The organism is Bilifractor sp. LCP21S3_A7 (assembly GCF_052118825.1).
Classification (GTDB): Bacteria; Bacillota; Clostridia; order Lachnospirales; family Lachnospiraceae; genus Bilifractor.
This window is the reverse complement of sequence record NZ_JBQKGL010000010.1, coordinates 15,501-32,351: the sequence shown is the minus strand read 5'-3', so window position 1 is coordinate 32,351 and position 16,851 is coordinate 15,501. Positions and strand designations below refer to the sequence as shown.

General features: G+C 47.8%; 25 protein-coding genes. All 25 read left to right on the top strand.

The annotated features are described in order from the left end of the window. The first annotated feature begins 24 nt into the window (after positions 1–24). Positions 25–282 (top strand): 30S ribosomal protein S17, encoded by a 258-nt coding sequence (gene rpsQ, locus ACTQ1O_RS10075; RefSeq protein WP_441099046.1) that lies wholly within the window; start codon positions 25–27, stop codon positions 280–282. Positions 283–310: 28 nt separating this feature from the next. Continuing rightward, complete coding sequence (gene rplN / locus ACTQ1O_RS10070; protein WP_441475456.1) at positions 311–679, top strand: 50S ribosomal protein L14; 369 nt, start codon at positions 311–313, stop codon at positions 677–679. Between the two features lie 11 nt (positions 680–690). Then, positions 691–999: a 50S ribosomal protein L24 gene (gene rplX / locus ACTQ1O_RS10065; RefSeq protein WP_441099044.1), complete on the top strand. Its 309-nt coding sequence runs from the start codon at positions 691–693 to the stop codon at positions 997–999. Positions 1,000–1,017: 18 nt separating this feature from the next. Continuing rightward, the gene (rplE, locus tag ACTQ1O_RS10060) at positions 1,018–1,557 is read left to right on the top strand and encodes a 50S ribosomal protein L5 (protein WP_441099043.1); all 540 of its coding nucleotides are present in this window, start codon (positions 1,018–1,020) and stop codon (positions 1,555–1,557) included. A gap of 19 nt (positions 1,558–1,576) precedes the next feature. Then, the gene (locus ACTQ1O_RS10055; protein ID WP_441099042.1) at positions 1,577–1,762 is read left to right on the top strand and encodes a type Z 30S ribosomal protein S14; all 186 of its coding nucleotides are present in this window, start codon (positions 1,577–1,579) and stop codon (positions 1,760–1,762) included. Positions 1,763–1,781: 19 nt separating this feature from the next. After that, a complete protein-coding gene (rpsH, locus tag ACTQ1O_RS10050) occupies positions 1,782–2,183 on the top strand; it encodes a 30S ribosomal protein S8 (protein ID WP_441475455.1) in 402 nt (133 codons plus the stop codon). A 133-nt stretch (positions 2,184–2,316) separates the two neighbouring features. Continuing rightward, complete coding sequence (rplF, locus tag ACTQ1O_RS10045; RefSeq protein WP_441099040.1) at positions 2,317–2,856, top strand: 50S ribosomal protein L6; 540 nt, start codon at positions 2,317–2,319, stop codon at positions 2,854–2,856. An 18-nt stretch (positions 2,857–2,874) separates the two neighbouring features. After that, positions 2,875–3,243 carry a 50S ribosomal protein L18 gene (gene rplR / locus ACTQ1O_RS10040; protein ID WP_441475454.1) on the top strand — a complete coding sequence of 123 codons (369 nt, stop codon included), beginning with the start codon at positions 2,875–2,877 and terminating at the stop codon, positions 3,241–3,243. A gap of 21 nt (positions 3,244–3,264) precedes the next feature. Further along, a complete protein-coding gene (gene rpsE / locus ACTQ1O_RS10035; protein ID WP_441099038.1) occupies positions 3,265–3,774 on the top strand; it encodes a 30S ribosomal protein S5 in 510 nt (169 codons plus the stop codon). Between the two features lie 14 nt (positions 3,775–3,788). Beyond that, a complete protein-coding gene (rpmD, locus tag ACTQ1O_RS10030; protein WP_441099037.1) occupies positions 3,789–3,971 on the top strand; it encodes a 50S ribosomal protein L30 in 183 nt (60 codons plus the stop codon). A 17-nt stretch (positions 3,972–3,988) separates the two neighbouring features. After that, positions 3,989–4,429: a 50S ribosomal protein L15 gene (gene rplO / locus ACTQ1O_RS10025; protein ID WP_441099036.1), complete on the top strand. Its 441-nt coding sequence runs from the start codon at positions 3,989–3,991 to the stop codon at positions 4,427–4,429. Beyond that, on the top strand, positions 4,429–5,739 hold the full coding sequence (gene secY / locus ACTQ1O_RS10020; protein ID WP_441475452.1) for a preprotein translocase subunit SecY: 1,311 nt from the start codon (positions 4,429–4,431) through the stop codon (positions 5,737–5,739). The genes rplO and secY overlap by 1 nt, the downstream gene beginning before the upstream one ends. 267 nt (positions 5,740–6,006) lie before the next feature. After that, positions 6,007–6,648 (top strand): adenylate kinase, encoded by a 642-nt coding sequence (locus tag ACTQ1O_RS10015; protein WP_441487139.1) that lies wholly within the window; start codon positions 6,007–6,009, stop codon positions 6,646–6,648. A 30-nt stretch (positions 6,649–6,678) separates the two neighbouring features. Then, entirely contained in the window at positions 6,679–7,440 is a 762-nt protein-coding gene (gene map, locus ACTQ1O_RS10010) for a type I methionyl aminopeptidase (protein WP_441487138.1), read from the top strand. Between the two features lie 10 nt (positions 7,441–7,450). Further along, positions 7,451–7,717: an RNA-binding protein gene (locus tag ACTQ1O_RS10005; RefSeq protein ID WP_441099032.1), complete on the top strand. Its 267-nt coding sequence runs from the start codon at positions 7,451–7,453 to the stop codon at positions 7,715–7,717. Further along, positions 7,717–7,935, top strand: a complete 219-nt coding sequence (infA, locus tag ACTQ1O_RS10000) for a translation initiation factor IF-1 (protein WP_441099031.1) — start codon at positions 7,717–7,719, stop codon at positions 7,933–7,935. Before ACTQ1O_RS10005 ends, infA begins: the two co-directional genes overlap by 1 nt. Positions 7,936–8,251: 316 nt before the next feature. Continuing rightward, complete coding sequence (gene rpmJ / locus ACTQ1O_RS09995) at positions 8,252–8,365, top strand: 50S ribosomal protein L36 (protein ID WP_003022746.1); 114 nt, start codon at positions 8,252–8,254, stop codon at positions 8,363–8,365. 297 nt (positions 8,366–8,662) lie between these two features. Beyond that, complete coding sequence (rpsM, locus tag ACTQ1O_RS09990; protein WP_441099030.1) at positions 8,663–9,034, top strand: 30S ribosomal protein S13; 372 nt, start codon at positions 8,663–8,665, stop codon at positions 9,032–9,034. An 82-nt stretch (positions 9,035–9,116) separates the two neighbouring features. Continuing rightward, a complete protein-coding gene (gene rpsK / locus ACTQ1O_RS09985; protein ID WP_441099029.1) occupies positions 9,117–9,509 on the top strand; it encodes a 30S ribosomal protein S11 in 393 nt (130 codons plus the stop codon). 24 nt (positions 9,510–9,533) lie between these two features. After that, positions 9,534–10,127, top strand: a complete 594-nt coding sequence (gene rpsD / locus ACTQ1O_RS09980; protein ID WP_441475449.1) for a 30S ribosomal protein S4 — start codon at positions 9,534–9,536, stop codon at positions 10,125–10,127. Between the two features lie 93 nt (positions 10,128–10,220). Next, positions 10,221–11,183, top strand: coding sequence for a DNA-directed RNA polymerase subunit alpha (locus tag ACTQ1O_RS09975; RefSeq protein ID WP_441099027.1), 963 nt, complete (start codon positions 10,221–10,223; stop codon positions 11,181–11,183). A 150-nt stretch (positions 11,184–11,333) separates the two neighbouring features. Continuing rightward, positions 11,334–11,870, top strand: coding sequence for a 50S ribosomal protein L17 (gene rplQ / locus ACTQ1O_RS09970; RefSeq protein ID WP_441099026.1), 537 nt, complete (start codon positions 11,334–11,336; stop codon positions 11,868–11,870). A 315-nt stretch (positions 11,871–12,185) separates the two neighbouring features. After that, positions 12,186–13,124, top strand: a complete 939-nt coding sequence (locus tag ACTQ1O_RS09965) for a diacylglycerol/lipid kinase family protein (protein ID WP_441487137.1) — start codon at positions 12,186–12,188, stop codon at positions 13,122–13,124. Between the two features lie 202 nt (positions 13,125–13,326). After that, positions 13,327–14,190: a class II fructose-1,6-bisphosphate aldolase gene (gene fba / locus ACTQ1O_RS09960; protein WP_441099024.1), complete on the top strand. Its 864-nt coding sequence runs from the start codon at positions 13,327–13,329 to the stop codon at positions 14,188–14,190. A gap of 316 nt (positions 14,191–14,506) precedes the next feature. Beyond that, positions 14,507–16,633, top strand: a complete 2,127-nt coding sequence (locus ACTQ1O_RS09955) for a glutamine synthetase III family protein (RefSeq protein ID WP_441487136.1) — start codon at positions 14,507–14,509, stop codon at positions 16,631–16,633. Positions 16,634–16,851: the final 218 nt, after the last annotated feature.

Below are 16,851 nucleotides of genomic sequence, written 5' to 3'. Positions count from 1 at the left end.
GTAACGATTGAAAGGAGACAGATCGTGGAAGAACGTAATTTAAGAAAAACACGTGTCGGCAAGGTTGTCAGCGATAAGATGGACAAGACCATCACAGTTGCAATCGAGGATCACGTTGAGCATCCGCTTTACCACAAGATTGTAAAAAAGACATACAAGCTGAAAGCACACGATGAGAATAACGAGTGCAAAATCGGCGATACCGTGCGTGTAATGGAGACCAGACCGCTGTCCAAGGACAAGAGATGGAGACTGGTTGAAATTATTGAGAGAGCGAAATAATCAGGATTGCTAAAGGAGGTTTACCAGAATGGTTCAGCAGGAAACCAGATTAAGAGTTGCTGATAATACCGGTGCCAAAGAGATCCTTTGCATCCGTGTTATGGGCGGTTCTACCAGAAGATATGCAAATATTGGTGATATCATCGTTGCTTCGGTCAAAGATGCAACACCAGGCGGCGTTGTTAAAAAGGGTGATGTAGTGAAGGCTGTCGTTGTACGTACCGTAAAGGGCGTACACCGCAAGGATGGTTCCTACATCAAGTTCGATGAGAACGCAGCAGTAATTATCAAGGATGACAAAACTCCAACAGGTACACGTATTTTCGGACCGGTTGCCAGAGAGCTTCGTGATAAACAGTTTATGAAGATTGTTTCCTTAGCTCCGGAAGTATTATAAGGAGGACGTCGATGTCAGTTAAGATTAGAAAAGGCGATACCGTCCGTGTAATCGCCGGAAAAGATAAAGACAAAGAAGGAAAAGTTCTCTCTGTTGACGCAAAGAATCATCGCGTGCTTGTTGAAGGCATCAACATGATCACAAAGAGTGTAAAACCGAATGCTGCAAACCAGCAGGGCGGCATCATCAACAAAGAGGCTCCGATCGATATTTCCAATGTTGCTTACCTGAAAGACGGCAAGACAACACGTATCGGATATAAGTTCGACGGAGACAAGAAAGTACGCGTAGCCAAGAAGACCGGCGAAGTGATTGATTGAGGAGAGGAGGCATAAAACATGAGCAGATATAAAGAGTTATACAGTAATACGATTGTTGATGCCATGACAAAGAAGTTCGGTTACAAGAACGTCATGGAAGTGCCGAAGCTCGCCAAAATCGTAATCAACATGGGTGTCGGTGAGGCCAAGGAGAATGCTAAGCTCCTTGACTCTGCCGTATCCGATCTGGAGAAGATTTCCGGCCAGAAACCCGTTGTTACAAAAGCGAAAAAATCCGTTGCAAACTTCAAGATCCGTGAGGGAATGCCGATCGGATGCAAGGTTACTCTTCGCGGAGAACGTATGTATGAGTTCGCTGATCGCCTGATCAACCTCTCCCTTCCCCGTGTACGTGACTTCCGCGGCGTAAATCCGAATGCATTTGACGGCAGAGGAAACTACGCTCTGGGAATCAAAGAGCAGCTGATCTTCCCCGAAATCGATTATGACAAGATCGACAAGGTAAGAGGAATGGACATCATCTTTGTTACTACCGCAAAGACAGATGAAGAAGCACGTGAGTTACTGGCACAGTTTGGCATGCCATTCGCAAAGTAATTGAGGAGGAATCGAATTCATGGCTAAAAAGTCAATGAAAATCAAGCAGGCACGGAAACCGAAATTCTCCACAAGAGCATACACACGCTGCAGAATCTGCGGACGTCCGCACTCTGTATTAAGAAAATACGGTATCTGCCGTATCTGTTTCCGTGAGTTAGCATATAAGGGAGAGATCCCGGGCGTAAAGAAAGCAAGCTGGTAAAGAAAGGAGGAAATGTAAAATGTCAATAAGCGATCCGATTGCAGATATGCTTACGAGAATTCGTAATGCAAACGCAGCAAAACATGATACTGTTGATGTTCCTGCATCTAAAATGAAGATTTCCATCGCTGATATTCTTGTTAACGAAGGATATATCGAGAAATATGATCTTGTTGACGAGGGTGCGTTCAAAAACATCCATATTACACTGAAATACGGTGCTGATAGAAACGAGAAGATCATCACTGGTATGAAGAGAATCTCCAAACCAGGTCTTCGTGTTTACGTCAATAAGGATGAGCTTCCAAAGGTTCTCGGCGGACTGGGTATTGCAATCCTTTCCACCAACCAGGGAGTAATCACCGACAAGGAAGCCAGAAAGCTTAAGGTCGGCGGTGAGGTTCTTGCATTCGTATGGTAATGCAGGACGCGGCATTCTGCCGCATTGAATTATGTTTGTAAGCAGGTTATACACACCTTTTACGAAATGTAACTGAAAACAGGGGGCTCGCACAGAGCTTCCCGAAAATCTAAGTTAATGGAGGAAATTGGCAATGTCACGTATTGGTAGAATGCCAGTGCCGGTACCTGCAGGGGTAACGGTTAATGTCGGAGAGGGCAATGTAGTTACAGTCAAGGGCGCTAAGGGTGAGCTTGTAAGAACTATGGCACCGATTCTGACAATTGAAGTAAAAGATGATGCAGTTGTAGTAACAAGACCTAACGATGAGAAATCAACAAAGGCTCTTCACGGACTGACCCGTTCCCTGATCCACAACATGGTAGTCGGAGTCAGCGAGGGATTTGAGAAGAAGCTTGAGATCAACGGTGTTGGTTATCGTGCTGCAAAACAGGGTAAGAAACTGGTTCTGAACCTGGGTTACTCTCACCCGGTAGAGATGGAAGACCCGGATGGTATTGAGACTGTTGTTGACGGCAACAATATCACCGTTAAGGGTATCTCCAAAGAGAAAGTCGGACAGTACGCTGCTGAAATCAGAGGCAAGAGAGCACCTGAACCTTACAAGGGCAAGGGAATCAAATATGCGGATGAAGTAATCAGACGTAAAGTCGGCAAGACCGGTAAGAAATAATTAAAGGAGAGTGTGATTATGATTAGTAAAGTATCCAGAGCACAGGTTCGCCAGAAAAAACATAGAAGATTGCGCAATCACATCGCAGGAACCTCCGAGAGACCGCGTCTTTCTGTCTTCCGCAGCAATGAGAACATTTATGCACAGATCATTGACGATAGTCAGGGCAAAACTCTTGTATCCGCTTCTACACTTCAGAAGGATGTCAAGAGCGAGCTTGAGAAGACAAATGATGTAGCTGCAGCAAAATATCTCGGTACAGTGATCGGCAAGAAGGCAATCGAAGCCGGCATCACCGAGGTAGTATTTGATCGTGGCGGTTATATTTATCACGGTAAAGTACAGGCCCTTGCTGACGGTGCAAGAGAAGCAGGACTGAAATTCTAAGGAAGGAGAAGAACACAGAATATGAGACACGTAATCATTGATCCCAGCCAGCTCGAGCTGGAAGATAATGTAGTATCCATCAAGAGAGTCTCCAAGACTGTAAAAGGTGGTCGTAACTCCCGCTTTACCGCACTTGTTATCGTAGGCGATCGCAATGGTCATGTAGGTGCAGGCCTTGGAAAAGCAGTTGAGATTCCTGAGGCAATCCGCAAGGGAAGAGAGGACGCTGTAAAGCATCTGATCTCTGTCGCAAGAGATGAGAACAACAGTATCACTCATGACTTTATCGGAAATTACGGAAGCGCTTCCGTTCTTTTGAAGAGAGCTCCCGAAGGTACCGGTATCATCGCAGGCGGCACAGCTCGTGCTGTCGTTGAGCTTGCCGGAATTCAGAACATCCGTACCAAATGTCTTGGTTCCAACAACAAGCAGAACGTAGTTCTTGCTACGCTTGAGGGACTGAAGGCTCTGAAGACTCCTGAAGAAGTTGCAAGACTCCGCGGAAAATCTGTTGATGAGATTCAGGCATAAGGAGGACAGTTAAGATGGCGGATAAGAAGATCAAAGTTACACTGGTTCGCTCTACAATCGGTTGTGTTCCGAAACACAGAAAGATCGTAGAGGGAATCGGGCTCAGAAAATTAAACCACTCAGTAGAGCTGCCTGACAACGAGTCTACTCGCGGCATCATTCGTCAGGTCGGCTATCTGCTCAAGGTTGAAGAGTAATTGGAAGGAGGTACCAAATGGACTTATCAAATTTAAGCCCTGCTGAGGGCTCCAGACAGAGCGACAACTTCCGCAGAGGCCGTGGACATGGTTCAGGAAATGGTAAAACTGCCGGTAAGGGACACAAGGGACAGAAGGCTCGTTCCGGAGCACCGAGACCGGGTTTTGAAGGCGGTCAGATGCCTTTATACAGACGTCTCCCGAAGAGAGGCTTCACCTGCAGAAACAGCAAGGATATCGTTGCCGTTAATGTAGATGTTCTCAACAGATTCGAAGACGGTTCAGAAGTGACAATCTCCTCACTCGTTGAGAGCGGTATTGTCTCCAATCCGCGCGATGGTGTTAAGATCCTTGGAAACGGCGAGCTTACAAAGAAGCTCAATGTCAAGGTTACCGCAGCCAGCGCAAGTGCAAAAGAAAAAATCGAAGCAGCCGGTGGAACAATTGAGGTGATCTGATGTTAAAGACATTGCGTGATGCATTCCGAATCAAGGAAATACGGCGGAGACTTTTTTATGTGTTTCTCATGCTTGTCATCATACGATTGGCTTCTCAGGTTCCGGTTCCCGGTGTGGACACCAAGTTTTTTGCAAACTATTTCAGCAGCAACTCGACGGATGCGTTCAACTTTCTGAACGCATTCACGGGTGGTGGATTTACCAACTTTTCTATCCTCGCGTTAAGTATTACGCCTTACATCACTGCTTCCATTATTGTACAGCTTCTGACCATCGCGTTTCCCGCGCTGGAGGAGATGACAAGGGACGGCGAAGAGGGCAGGAAAAAGCTTGACCGCATCACCAGATACCTTACCGTGGCTCTTTCCTTATTTGAATCTGTCGCAATGTGTATCGGATTCGGCAATGAGCTGATTCTCGATCTTAATGTCGTAAACGTCATTGTCGTCGTTGCCAGCCTTACGGCAGGCTCCTGTTTCCTGATGTGGATCGGTGAACAGATCAATGACAAAGGCGTTGGAAATGGTATCTCCATCGTACTTCTGATCAACATCCTGTCCCGCGTTCCGCAGGATATGATCACTCTTTACGATAACTTTGTAAAGGGCAAGACCATTGCGAAAGCAGCGGTTGCCTGGGTGGTAATTGCGGTTATTATCCTGGCAATTGTCGTTCTTACGCTTATCCTGAACGGGGCAGAAAGGAGAATACCGGTACAGTATTCTCAGAAAATGGTCGGTCGGCGTCTTATTGGCGGTCAGTCTTCCAGTATTCCCCTGAAAGTAAACACCGGTGGTGTAATTCCGATTATCTTTGCATCATCCATTATGTCTTTCCCGGGAATCATCGTTGCCTTTACTGGAAAATCCCCTGCAGGATGGGGCGGCAAGATCATAAAGATGCTCAGTTCAAGCAACTGGTTTGATACTTCAGACTGGTTCTCTACTCTGGGGCTCGTGCTCTATGTCCTGCTTGTTATCTTCTTTGCCTACTTCTATACTTCAATTACCTTCAATCCGATTGAAGTTGCAGACAACATGAAGAAACAGGGCGGTTTCATCCCGGGTATCCGGCCGGGAAAGGCTACCGAAGACTATCTGAATTCCGTTCTTAAATATGTAATCTTCATCGGCGCTGTCGGTCTGATTATCGTTTGTGTGATTCCTTACATATTTAATGGCCTGTTCAACGCAGATGTATCTTTCGGCGGAACTTCTCTGATCATTATCGTATCCGTCATTCTGGAGACACTGACACAGGTGGAATCTATGATGCTTGTTCGCAATTACAAGGGATTCCTTTCAGAATAATGAAATCATAAAATAGTTTTCGGAGGAGCTGCAGATATCTGCGGCTCCTTTTACTTACGCGAACAGTGAGCCGCAACCGAATGCGAAGTATTCGTGTGCGGCGAGCGTCGCGATCGCGAGATAAAACTCGCACAGCGTGTTTTATCTCGTTGTCTTGACGCCTTCTCGCAAAATGTATACAATAATAAAATAATGGTCGGTCTGCGCTGATTTCTGCGCAGAAAGACAGAATTCAGATATAACCATCATATCCGGGAGGTACACGTAATGAAAATCATCATGTTGGGCGCACCTGGCGCAGGTAAGGGAACACAAGCCAAGAAAATCGCCGCAAAATATGGAATTCCGCATATTTCCACGGGAGATATCTTCCGTGCGAACATCAAAGAGGGAACAGAGCTGGGCAGAAAAGCAAAGGAGTACATGGATCAGGGACTTCTGGTACCGGATGAGCTCACCTGCGATCTCGTTGTGGACAGAATCTCACAGCAGGATGCTTCCAACGGATACGTTCTGGATGGTTTCCCGAGGACAATTCCTCAGGCAGAAGCTCTCACCAAGGCTCTGGAGGCCCGCGGAGAGAAAATCGATTATGCAATTGATGTCACCGTGCCGGATGAGAACATCGTCAGCCGTATGTCGGGAAGACGTGCCTGCCTGAAGTGCGGAGCCACCTATCATCTTGTCTACAATCCGCCGAAGAAGGAAGGGGTCTGTGACAACTGCGGAGCAGAACTCGCACTTCGCGACGACGACAAACCGGAAACGGTTCAGAAACGACTGAACGTCTATCATGCACAGACACAGCCCCTGATCGATTACTATTCAAAAGCCGGCGTCCTGTTCTCTGTAGACGGCACACAGGATATTGACAAAGTTTTTGCCGATATCGTTGCAAAACTGGGCTGATTCTGTATAATAAAGCAGTTGGGGCAGATTATGTCAGTAACCATCAAGAATTCAATTGAAATTAAGGCAATGCGCAAGTCAAACCGTCTTTTGCAGGACGTCTTCGCAGGGCTGAGGGAGATGATCCGGCCGGGCGTTTCTACCTGGGAGATCAACGAGGCAGGTGAGAAACTGATCCGGGATCTGGGAGGAGTTCCGAACTTTCTGAATTATTCCGGCTATCCGGCATCCGTCTGCACCTCAATCAACGAAGAGGTTGTTCACGGGATACCAAGCAGAGAACGAATCCTCAGGGAGGGAGATATTATCAGTCTGGATGCCGGTCTGATCTATGACGGATACCATTCGGATGCAGCCAGAACATACGCGGTCGGAGAAATCAGCAGTGAGGCCAGGGATCTGATAGATGTCACACGACAGTCTTTTTTCGAGGGCATCCGTTATGCCAGAGCAGGTCTTCACCTGAATGATATCTGTACTGCCATCGGAGCTTATGCGGAAAGCAAAGGATACGGAGTCATCAGGGATCTCTGCGGACACGGCATCGGCAGAGAGATGCATGAAGATCCTCAGATTCCGAACTTTGCCCAGAAGACACGTGGAATTCGTCTTCAGCCGGGCATGACTCTCGCGATCGAGCCGATGATTTCCACCGGGTCTTATGAGGTTGAATGGCTCGACGACGGCTGGACCGTTGTGACAAAAGACAGATCACTTGCGGCTCACTACGAGAATACTATCCTCATTACAGAGGGGGAGCCTGAGATTCTGACTCTCTCATCAAATGAGTAAGGGGTAATTTATGAGACAGCTGAAGGAAGGAATGTATGCCAGAAGCCTTGCAGGACACGACAAGGGAAAGCTGTACATCGTAGCAAAAGTATCAGGCGGCGACATCTGGCTGACGGACGGAGCGTGCAGGAATCTGGCTCATCCGAAAAAGAAGAAACGGATACACATCCAGCCATGTTTTCAAACCGCGACGTCTCTGGAGTCCATGATCCTGAGACAGCAGACCCTGACCGACACCGATATCAGAGATGCACTTAAATGCAAGGAGGAACTTTAATGTCAAAAGCAGATGTAATTGAAGTAGAAGGCGTCGTGCTCGAAAAACTTCCGAACGCGATGTTCCGTGTTGAACTTGAGAACAAGCATGTAGTACTTGCTCATATCAGCGGCAAGCTGCGGATGAATTTTATCCGTATCCTTCCCGGCGACAAGGTGACACTGGAACTTTCCCCTTATGATCTTGACAAGGGCAGAATTATCTGGAGAGATAAATAATCGTCCCTGCGGGGCCTTTCTGACGGAGCAGTCCAGGCGGACGTGACGGCAGAAAGCCCCGTTTTTCGTCTATAAACAATATCTGATATTACCTTAATTAGTACAGTTCCCTAATTTTTGCAGCTTCCTGTCTATTGGCATTTCACACGAAAAAATCCTTTAAATTTCAGTAATTTTCTCTTGCATAAATCGAGCCTCAATGATACAATGCTATACGTATCTTTTTGTGCCGCTATAAGGACTAACCCACCGTAGGACGGCCGCTAAGGTACAGGCAATATCAATTATGCTTTCATCAAAGGAAAGGAGGATACTCATGAAGGTAAGATCTTCTGTAAAACCGATCTGCGAGAAATGCAAGGTTATCAAGAGAAAAGGCAGTATTCGTATCATTTGTGAGAATCCAAAGCATAAACAGAGACAGGGTTGATTCCCTTTAATCACTCTGACCTTCTGCTTATGCGGAACTGATATTATAAAGTGAGACCTGACTGGCTGCGTCAGGATACCTCCGGCGGACATCACCGGAACAGGGTATTTGCTCCGGGATTGATCCCTTATAATATCGCTTAAAACCTTACCGGCGCCGTCGTGACCGGGAAAGGAAAGGCTGCCGACGTCTGGGCAGCTGGATGTATCATACCGACATCCCATTTAAGATGGTATTAACCAGACCAGCTGAATTTCAGCAAATCATGACTGGTCAGAATCAAAGGAGGAAACGCACATGGCTCGTATAGCTGGTGTAGATTTACCAAGAGACAAACGTGTAGAGATAGGTCTTACCTATATCTATGGAATTGGAAGAACAACTTCCAATCGTATCCTTGCGCAGGCTGGAGTTAATCCGGATACACGTGTAAGAGATCTGACAGACGAAGAAGTAAAGAACCTTGCTGCCGCAATCGAAGAGCTTCAGGTTACTGTTGAGGGTGATCTGAGACGTCAGACGGCAATGGATATCAAACGTCTTCAGGAGATCGGCTGCTATCGTGGAAAACGTCACAGACAGGGACTTCCTGTTCGCGGACAGAAGACAAAGACCAATGCAAGAACACGCAAGGGTCCGAGAAGAACAGTTGCCAACAAGAAGAAATAATTGTTGCTGACAGTTCCGATAGAACATTTTGACAATCAGAAGATAAAGCGATTAATTTGGAAAAGGTAGGTTAGTTTTTATTATGCCAAAAGCAGTAAAGAAAGCGACAAAACGTCGCGTTAAGAAAAACGTTGAACGTGGACAGGCTCATATTCAGGCATCTTTCAACAATACAATCGTTACTCTGACAGATACTGCAGGTAACGCACTGTCTTGGGCAAGTGCCGGCGGGCTTGGCTTTAAAGGTTCAAGGAAATCTACTCCATATGCGGCACAGATGGCTGCAGAGACTGCCACAAAGGCAGCTCTTATTCATGGATTAAAGAGTGTTGACGTATTCGTAAAGGGACCTGGTTCAGGCCGTGAGGCGGCGATCCGCGCACTGGCTGCAGCAGGACTTGAGGTTACAAGTATCTGTGATGTTACACCGGTACCGCACAACGGATGCCGTCCGCCGAAACGTAGAAGAGTCTGATTGACAACAGGAGGTCATATATAAATGGCAGTAGATAGAACACCGGTCCTGAAGAGATGCAGATCCCTTGGACTTGATCCGACATATCTTGGAATTGATAAGAAATCCAATCGTCAGCTGAGAAATAACCGCCGCAAGATTTCCGAGTACGGCGCACAGCTGCGTGAAAAGCAGAAAGCAAAATTCATTTACGGAGTGCTTGAGAAGCCCTTCCGTAATTACTATGCAAAGGCTGACCGCATGAAAGGTCAGACTGGTGAGAACCTCATGGCTCTGCTTGAGCTTCGTCTTGACAATGTTCTTTTCCGCCTTGCATTCGCAAGAACCAGAAAAGAGGCAAGACAGATGGTAGATCACAAGTTCGTAACCGTTAACGGCAAGGTTGTAAACATCCCTTCTTATGAAGTAAAGCCGGGAGACGTTATCGAAATTAAGGAAAGCAAGAAATCCACCCAGCGGATGAAAGATATCGCTGACGCAACATCCGGACGCGTTGTTCCGTCCTGGCTGACTGTAAATGCAGAGGCCCTGCAGGGCACAGTCGCTCAGGTTCCGGCACGTGATCTGATCGATGTTCCGGTTAACGAGATGCAGATCGTCGAGCTGTACTCCAAGTAATCTCTGATATTCACTGATCACACATGCAATTGATGAATACAGAGTTATTTGCAGGAAATCGGACGACCGTGTATAAGAAGGAGGGACTTGAAGGTGTTTGATTTTAACAAACCCAAAATTGAAATTAGCGAGATTTCAGAAGATAAGAAATTCGGCAGATTTGTCGTTGAACCTCTGGAGCGCGGATACGGCACGACCCTTGGAAACTCTCTTCGCAGAATCATGCTTTCGTCCCTGCCGGGAGCTGCTGTCAGCCAGGTAAAGATCGAGGGTGTACTGCATGAGTTTAGTTCCATTCCGGGTGTAAAAGAGGATGTAACTGAAATCATCATGAACCTTAAGAGCCTTTCCATCAAGAATAACAGCAGTTCCGACGAGCCGAAGGTCGCATACATCGAGTATGAGGGCGAAGGTGTCGTGCGCGCTTCTGATATTCAGGTTGACCAGGATATTGAGATCATGAACCCGGATCAGGTGATTGCGCATCTCAATGGCGGCGCTGACTGCAAGCTCTACATGGAGCTCACAATCACAAACGGCCGCGGATATGTAGGCGCTGACAAGGGCAAGACCGATGATATGCCGATCGGAGTAATTGCGGTTGACGCGATTTACACACCGGTTGAACGTGTCAACATGACGGTTGAGAATACCCGTGTCGGGCAGGTGACCGATTATGACAAGCTGACACTGGATGTTTACACGGATGGAACACTCGGTCCGGATGAGGCTGTCAGTCTTGCCGCAAAGGTTCTCAGTGAGCACCTGAAGCTTTTCATCGACCTCTCTGAGAATGCAAAGACGGCAGAAGTCATGATTGAAAAAGAAAGCAACGAGAAAGAGAAAGTTCTTGAGATGAACATCGACGAGCTTGAGCTTTCCGTTCGTTCCTATAACTGCCTGAAACGTGCCGGTATCAATACGGTAGAAGAGCTCTGCAGCAAAACTTCTGAGGATATGATGAAGGTCCGGAATCTTGGACGCAAATCCCTCGAGGAAGTTCTCGCGAAGCTGAATGAGCTCGGATTGTCTCTTGCCCCGAGTGAAGAGCAGTAAGAATCATTTTTTTATTATTGCAGATATACAGTTAACCCGTAAGACCAGAAGCGCAGGGTGAACGTGTTCTATTTGTAGATTACGGCGGATGTTCAGTAAGTCCAAAGAAGCATGAATATCCGTTCCACAAATAATGGAGGAATTACAGAAATGGCTAAATACAGAAAGCTTGGCAGAACATCATCTCAGAGAAAAGCCCTTCTCAGAAACCAGGTTACAAACCTGCTCTATCACGGAAAAATCCGCACAACTGAGACCAAGGCCGGTGAAATCCGCAAGATCGCGGAGAGCCTGATTGCTCTTGCGGTTCGTGAGAAGGACAATTTTGAGACAGTTACCGTCACTGCAAAGGTTCCGCAGAAGGACGCCGATGGCAAGCGTGTGAAGAAGGTAGAAAACGGCAAGAAAGTTACCGTTTATACTGAGGTTCAGAAAGAACTCAAGAAAGATCTTCCTTCCAGACTTCATGCACGTCGTCAGATGAACAAGGTATTCTATCCGATTACCGAGGTTCCGGCAGAGGCGAAGGGCAGAAAAGCCAATACAAAGACTGTCGACATGGCAGCAAAAATGTTCGATGAAATCGCTCCGAAGTATGCAGACCGTAACGGTGGTTACACAAGAATCATCAAGATCGGTCAGCGCAAGGGCGACGGAGCAATGGAAGTCCTGATCGAGCTTGTATAATACGCTGTATTGTTACAGCCGGATATGACCGCATTCATTATGAATGCGGTCTTTTTATAGTTTTTTAATTTTTTCTCTGTTTATGACTGATTGAAACAGAAATCCTCTTGATGTAAAATACCTATTATCGTTATTCACAGTACTATATCTCCCGGATAATTACACCTTTTTGTTTCATTCTGATCATTGGCAGCTGTCTGTTCAGCCTGCTTATTACAGCCAGAATCCTGTTTCAATTCTGCTGCTTTTGGATCTGCTCTCTATTGTCACTAATACCTGCTGTTATCATTTATCAAGAATATTTAAGGACTATTTATGGGTAAAAAACTCCTGTTCGTTTACAATATGCATTCCGGCAAGGGAATGATCAAGGACCGGCTCGCGGACATCATCGATATTTTTACGCAGGGCGGATATGATGTGATTGCTCACCCCACGCAGGCGGTGGGGGATGCCACACGATTTGTGCGGAATTACGCCGCTATGAGTGACTGTGTGGTCTGCAGCGGTGGAGACGGAACCCTCGACGAAGTGGTAGACGGTGTAATGGACACAATACCCGGACTTCCCGTGGGATACATCCCGGCCGGCAGCACAAATGACTTTGCCAACAGCCTGGCAATTCCGCGTGACATGCTCCAGGCCGCCCGCGACATTGTTCTCGGCGACCTGTATCAGTGCGACGTCGGAGCCTTCAACGATAAGTTTTTCACTTATGTCGCGGCATTCGGCATGTTCACAAATGTATCCTACGAGACCGATCAGACACTGAAGAATAATCTCGGTCATCTCGCATATCTTCTGCAGGCAGGGAAGGAGGTCTTCCGAATTCCCAGCTATCACCTGGTCATTCAGGCAGATGGACGCCGGATCGAGGGCAACTACACCTACGGAATGATCACAAACACACGTGTCGTCGGCGGCATGCGGAATCTGACCGGCACATCGGTTGACATGAATGACGGCCTTTTTGAGGTGACACTTGTGCGCACACCGACAAACCCCATCGAGGTCAATGAGATCGTCCAGAATCTTCTGAATATCAATGAGAACAGCTCGCCCCTAGTGGACAAGCTGAAGGCACACCGGATTGTGATTGATTCATCTGAAGAGATTGCCTGGACTTTGGACGGCGAATATGGGGACTCTCATAACCATGTCAATATCGAAAACTGCTATAAGAAGCTTAATCTGTTCCTGAACCGCAGAAACAAGAGCTATCCAGACCAGAACAATGTGGCCGAGAAGCATTGAACAGCAAAACTGTCGCCATTTTTTGACATATAATTCACAAGCTATTGCAATAGCCAAACTATTTAGTATATAATGGGTGCGTCAGAAGATCAGTATCCGTCTGTATACAAGCTCACGCAGAGTCAGAATCAGACAGTGTTGCTTCTTCTATCAAAACGGTACACAGTAACAATGTACGCAGTAATCCTAAGGAGGATAAGATATGTTAGTTAACGCAGCTGAGATGCTTAAAAAAGCACAGGCCGGTCACTACGCAGTAGGCCAGTTCAATATCAACAATCTGGAATGGACGAAATCAATCCTTGAGACAGCGCAGAAGCTGAACTCCCCGGTTATTCTCGGTGTCTCCATGGGTGCCGGAAAGTACATGACAGGCTATAAGACAGTTGCTGCTATGGTTAAGGCAATGGATGAATCTCTCGGAATTACGGTTCCGGTTGCGCTTCATCTGGATCACGGCGACTATGATGCCTGCTACGCCTGCATCAAGGCCGGATTTACTTCCATCATGTTTGATGGCTCTCACCTTCCGTTTGACGAGAACTACGCGAAGACAACGGAACTGGTATCCGTATCTCATAAGCTTGGCCTTTCCATTGAGGCTGAGGTCGGAGCAATCGGCGGAGAAGAAGACGGTGTCGTAGGTATGGGCGAATGCGCAGATCCAGAAGAGTGCAAGAAAATTGCGGATCTCGGCGTAGATTTCCTCGCTGCAGGCATCGGCAACATCCACGGTGTATATCCCGCAAACTGGCCGGGACTTTCCTTCGACACTCTGGCAGCGATCAAGGCAAAGACCGGTGATATGCCGCTTGTACTTCACGGAGGCACAGGTATTCCGGATGATCAGATCACAAAGGCCATCTCTCTTGGCGTTTCCAAGATCAATGTAAATACCGAATGCCAGATTGTATTCGCGGAAGCGACACGTAAATACATTGAGGCCGGCAAGGATCAGCAGGGTAAGGGATTTGATCCCAGAAAGCTCCTGAAGCCCGGCGCTGAAGCAATCTGCGCAAAGGTAGAAGAGAAGATCAGGCTCTTCGGTTCCGTAGATAAAGCCTGAGGAAAAGGAGATAAAGGCACGCCACACATGTCTTTATCTCTCCATTGCGATGCATGACTCATCCGTTCCCTTTGCAGACGAATACGGTTCATGTTTCGCGTAAACGAGATAAAACACGCTGCGCGAGTTTTATCTCGCTATCGCGACGCTCGCCGCACACGAATACTTCGCATTCGGCTGCGGCTCACTGTTCGCGTAAATATGAAGACTGCCGCACTAGCCGCATTAGTGCGGCAGTCTTTTTGCAGTCATCATTTTCTGTAACTGCCCGGGCTGCAGCTGACAGAAACAATTTCCAGACAAGCAGGAGGAAATCATGACAGACGATTATAATCCCTATGTAAACCCGGCCGACATCTTCGGCGAACTCGTATTTAATGATGAAACCATGCAGGAGCGTCTGCCGAAGAAGGTTTACGCAAAACTGAAAAAAATCATCAATGAGGGCGGCGATCTGGATCTGGATACCGCAGATGTCATCGCACATGAAATGAAAGAGTGGGCGATCGAGAAGGGCGCCACACACTACACCCACTGGTTCCAGCCCCTGAACGGACTCACTGCCGAAAAGCATGATTCCTTTATCACCTCACCGCTTCCATCCGGGAAAACCCTGATGAGCTTCTCCGGAAAAGAGCTGATTAAGGGAGAACCTGACGCTTCCTCCTTCCCTTCCGGAGGGCTGCGCGCGACCTTCGAGGCAAGGGGATATACGGCGTGGGACTGCACCTCTCCGGCCTTTATCCGTAAGGATGCGGGTGGAGCCACTCTTTGCATTCCGACTGCATTCTGTTCCTATACAGGAGAAGCTCTGGATCAGAAGACGCCACTGCTTCGTTCCATGGAAGTGATCAATCGGGAATCGCTCCGTCTGCTGAAACTGTTCGGTAATACGACCTCCACAAAGGTGACTCCTTCCATCGGCGCAGAGCAGGAGTATTTCATCGTCGATGAAAAAAAATACCTGCAGAGAAAAGATCTGATCTATACCGGACGCACTCTGTTCGGAACTATGCCTGCGAAGGGACAGGAGATGGATGATCATTATTTCGGAATCATTCAGCCCCGCATCGCTTCTTTTATGAAGGACGTCGATATCGAGCTCTGGAAGATGGGGGTGACAGCAAAAACCGAACATAATGAGGTAGCTCCAGGGCAGCATGAACTTGCTGTCATTTATTCCGAGGCTAATGTAGCGACGGACGACAACCACCTCGTGATGCAGACTCTGAAGCGGGTTGCCAGAAAACATGGCCTGAAATGTCTTCTGCACGAAAAGCCCTTTGAGGGAGTCAACGGATCCGGAAAGCATGACAACTGGTCTCTGACAACGGATGACGGGATCAATCTGCTGGACCCGGGCAAAACCCCTCATGAGAACATTCAGTTTCTGTTGATTCTTTCCTGTATCGTAAAAGCGGTAGACGAACATGCAGGCCTTCTCAGAGAGTCCGCGGCAGATCCCGGAAATGACCACAGACTCGGCGCAAATGAGGCGCCGCCGGCTATTCTGTCTATTTTCCTCGGTGAACAGCTCGAGGATGTCGTGGAGCAGTTGATCAGCACCGGAGACGCAAAACGAAGCCTGAAAGGTGAACGGCTCTCTACAGGCGTATCCAGTCTGCCGGACCTGTACAAAGATGCGACCGACCGGAACCGTACCTCACCCTTCGCCTTTACCGGAAATAAATTTGAATTCCGCATGGTTGGTTCTCAGGATTCCATTGCAGAGCCGAATGTCGTACTGAATACGATCGTAGCGGAGGCTTTTTCCGACGCCTGTGATATCCTGGAGAAAGCAGATCAGTTCCAGCTGGCGGTTCACGATCTGATCAAGAAGAATTTCACGGAGCACGAACGGATCATCTTCAACGGCGACGGCTACTCTGACGAGTGGGTGAAGGAAGCTGCCAGAAGAGGTCTTCCCAATATCACCTGCGAAGTAGACGCGATACCGGAGCTCGTCACAGAGCAGACGGTCCGCATGTACGAAAAGTTCCATGTCTTCACCAGGACCGAACTTGAGTCCCGTGCTGAGATCAAATACGAGAACTACGCAAAGACAATCAATATCGAGGCAAAGGCAATGATCAACATCGCCAGCAAGCGTCTGATCCCTGCCGTTGTACGTTATACCACCGCACTTGCGGATTCCATCAATGCAGTGCGTGCTGCTGGTGTCGATGAGGTTTCTGTGCAGACAGAACTGCTTCAGAAGACCAGCGCCCTTCTTCGGGAGAGCATGAATGCACTCCGCGCTCTTTCTGAGGTTGACGGACAGGCCAACACGATGGCCAGGGGGCGGGATCAGGCGAAGTTCTGCCATGACAAGGTGACTCCGGCGATGGAGGCTCTCCGCAGACCGATCGACGAACTGGAGCAGATTGTTGATAAATCTCTCTGGCCTATGCCCTCTTATGGAGACCTTCTCTTCGAGGTATAAGCCGGATTTTCATAAAACCGCCGAGTCAAAAGCCTGCGTTTCATAAATTCCTACCGGCAGGAGTCTGAATTTCATATGACAATCAGGATAAAAGCTGCTGCCGCCGCATAACCGCGCGGCAGCAGCTGGCTTTATACCTCTCGCGAGACGGGGAAATCACGCATGACCATCTGTACGGACCACCACCCCGCTATATTTTGTCTTCTGCATGTAAAGGT

Coding starts and splice junctions, on each gene's coding strand:
- rplN (WP_441475456.1), top strand. CDS start 311: ATGGTTCAGCAGGAAACCAGATTAAGAGTTGCTGATAATACCGGTGCC.
- rplX (WP_441099044.1), top strand. CDS start 691: ATGTCAGTTAAGATTAGAAAAGGCGATACCGTCCGTGTAATCGCCGGA.
- rplE (WP_441099043.1), top strand. CDS start 1,018: ATGAGCAGATATAAAGAGTTATACAGTAATACGATTGTTGATGCCATG.
- ACTQ1O_RS10055 (WP_441099042.1), top strand. CDS start 1,577: ATGGCTAAAAAGTCAATGAAAATCAAGCAGGCACGGAAACCGAAATTC.
- rpsH (WP_441475455.1), top strand. CDS start 1,782: ATGTCAATAAGCGATCCGATTGCAGATATGCTTACGAGAATTCGTAAT.
- rplF (WP_441099040.1), top strand. CDS start 2,317: ATGTCACGTATTGGTAGAATGCCAGTGCCGGTACCTGCAGGGGTAACG.
- rplR (WP_441475454.1), top strand. CDS start 2,875: ATGATTAGTAAAGTATCCAGAGCACAGGTTCGCCAGAAAAAACATAGA.
- rpsE (WP_441099038.1), top strand. CDS start 3,265: ATGAGACACGTAATCATTGATCCCAGCCAGCTCGAGCTGGAAGATAAT.
- rpmD (WP_441099037.1), top strand. CDS start 3,789: ATGGCGGATAAGAAGATCAAAGTTACACTGGTTCGCTCTACAATCGGT.
- rplO (WP_441099036.1), top strand. CDS start 3,989: ATGGACTTATCAAATTTAAGCCCTGCTGAGGGCTCCAGACAGAGCGAC.
- secY (WP_441475452.1), top strand. CDS start 4,429: ATGTTAAAGACATTGCGTGATGCATTCCGAATCAAGGAAATACGGCGG.
- ACTQ1O_RS10015 (WP_441487139.1), top strand. CDS start 6,007: ATGAAAATCATCATGTTGGGCGCACCTGGCGCAGGTAAGGGAACACAA.
- map (WP_441487138.1), top strand. CDS start 6,679: ATGTCAGTAACCATCAAGAATTCAATTGAAATTAAGGCAATGCGCAAG.
- ACTQ1O_RS10005 (WP_441099032.1), top strand. CDS start 7,451: ATGAGACAGCTGAAGGAAGGAATGTATGCCAGAAGCCTTGCAGGACAC.
- infA (WP_441099031.1), top strand. CDS start 7,717: ATGTCAAAAGCAGATGTAATTGAAGTAGAAGGCGTCGTGCTCGAAAAA.
- rpmJ (WP_003022746.1), top strand. CDS start 8,252: ATGAAGGTAAGATCTTCTGTAAAACCGATCTGCGAGAAATGCAAGGTT.
- rpsM (WP_441099030.1), top strand. CDS start 8,663: ATGGCTCGTATAGCTGGTGTAGATTTACCAAGAGACAAACGTGTAGAG.
- rpsK (WP_441099029.1), top strand. CDS start 9,117: ATGCCAAAAGCAGTAAAGAAAGCGACAAAACGTCGCGTTAAGAAAAAC.
- rpsD (WP_441475449.1), top strand. CDS start 9,534: ATGGCAGTAGATAGAACACCGGTCCTGAAGAGATGCAGATCCCTTGGA.
- rplQ (WP_441099026.1), top strand. CDS start 11,334: ATGGCTAAATACAGAAAGCTTGGCAGAACATCATCTCAGAGAAAAGCC.
- ACTQ1O_RS09965 (WP_441487137.1), top strand. CDS start 12,186: ATGGGTAAAAAACTCCTGTTCGTTTACAATATGCATTCCGGCAAGGGA.
- fba (WP_441099024.1), top strand. CDS start 13,327: ATGTTAGTTAACGCAGCTGAGATGCTTAAAAAAGCACAGGCCGGTCAC.
- ACTQ1O_RS09955 (WP_441487136.1), top strand. CDS start 14,507: ATGACAGACGATTATAATCCCTATGTAAACCCGGCCGACATCTTCGGC.